Here is a 1,498-nt window from a genome sequence, read left to right as displayed (position 1 = left end):
CGGGCGAAGCGGCCGCCACCACCCGGCCGGCGCCGCAGGGCTACTGGATCGGCCTGGCGGTGGGGGCCGTCGCGATGCTGGCCTACTACGCACTGCTGAGCTTCAACCGGCTCGAAGTCTTCAAGATGCTGCTGTCGAGCTTCTTCCCGCTGCTGGTGCTGATCACCGCGGTGCTGGGCTCGATCGTCTTCGGCCTGGCGACGCCCACCGAGGCGGCGGCGGTCGGTGCGCTCGGCGGTTTCCTGCTCGCCGGGGCCTACCGCCAGCTCAACCTCACGGTGGTGAAGGAGAGCGTCTTCCTCACCGCCAAGACCAGCGCGATGGTGTGCTGGCTGTTCGTCGGTTCGGCCATCTTCTCGGCGGCCTTCGCGCTGCTGGGCGGCCAGGAGCTGGTCGAGAACTGGGTGCTGGGCATGAACCTCACCAAGACCCAGTTCCTGATCCTGAGCCAGGTCATCATCTTCATCCTCGGCTGGCCGCTGGAGTGGACCGAGATCATCGTGATCTTCATGCCCATCTTCATTCCGCTGCTCGACAACTTCGGGGTCGACCCGCTGTTCTTCGGCCTGCTGGTGGCGCTGAACCTGCAGACCGCCTTCCTGAGCCCGCCGGTGGCGATGTCGGCGTTCTACCTGAAGGGCGTGGCGCCGAAGCACGTGACCTTGAACCAGATCTTCGCCGGCATGCTGCCCTTCATGGGCATCCAGATCATCGCGATCATCCTGCTGTACCAGTTCCCGGCCATCGGCCTGTGGTTGCCGGAGGTGCTGTACAAGTGAGCGTGAGAGCGAGCGTCGGCGACACCGCGGCGGTGCGGCAATGAACGCGAGGAACCCGGTCGAGTTCTATTTCGACTTCTCCTCGCCCTATTCCTACATCGCCAGCGAGTGGGTCGAGGCGGTGGCCGCGCGCCACGGCCGCACGGTGCGCTGGCACGCCATCCTGCTGGGGGCCACCTTCCAGGCGGCCGAGCTGAAGAGCCCGGTGTCCTACCCGGTCAAGCGCGAGTACGCGCTGGCCGATTTCCAGCGCTCGGCGCGCTTCGAGGGCGTGCCCTACCGGGCGCCCGAACGCTTCCCGATCCCGACCCAGAACGCCGCGCGCGTGTTCTGGTGGCTCGCCGACCGCGAGCCCGAGCGGGCGGCCGGCCTGGGCCCATGCCGGGCTGCGCGCCTACTTCACGCGCGGCGTGGCGCTCGATGCGCCGGCGCCGCTGAAGGCGCTGTGTGCCGAGGCCGGGCTCGACGCGAGGCGGCCGAGGCCGCCTGGGGCGACCCGGCCTGGAAGGCGCGGCTGAAGGCCGAGAACGACGCCGCGATCGCGGCGGGCGTGTTCGGCGCGCCGTCCTTCCTCGTCGACGGCGAGCTGTTCTGGGGCAACGACCGGCGGGCGCAGCTGGAGCGCTGGCTCGCCACCGGGCCGTTCTGAGTCGCGGCCTCAGCGCGGCGCGCCGTCGGCCACCCGCAGCGCGTGCTCGACATCGCCACGCAGGCGGCGC

Annotated in this window: 2 protein-coding genes; both read left to right on the top strand. The window is 69.8% G+C overall.

The window, feature by feature from the left end; all coding sequences use genetic code 11:
- Positions 1 to 779 (top strand): TRAP transporter large permease subunit (locus x551_RS22090; protein WP_036251548.1); only part of this gene is annotated, 779 nt, incomplete at its 5' end.
- Between the two features lie 40 nt (positions 780 to 819).
- On the top strand, positions 820 to 1,428 hold the full coding sequence (locus tag x551_RS22085; RefSeq protein ID WP_036251545.1) for a 2-hydroxychromene-2-carboxylate isomerase: 609 nt from the start codon (positions 820 to 822) through the stop codon (positions 1,426 to 1,428).
- The last annotated feature ends 70 nt before the right edge of the window (positions 1,429 to 1,498 follow it).

Source organism: Methylibium sp. T29 (assembly GCF_000576205.1).
Classification (GTDB): domain Bacteria; phylum Pseudomonadota; class Gammaproteobacteria; order Burkholderiales; family Burkholderiaceae_C; genus Methylibium; species Methylibium petroleiphilum.
The sequence above is the reverse complement of the archived record's forward strand: the minus strand, read 5'-3'. Positions and strand labels throughout refer to the sequence as shown.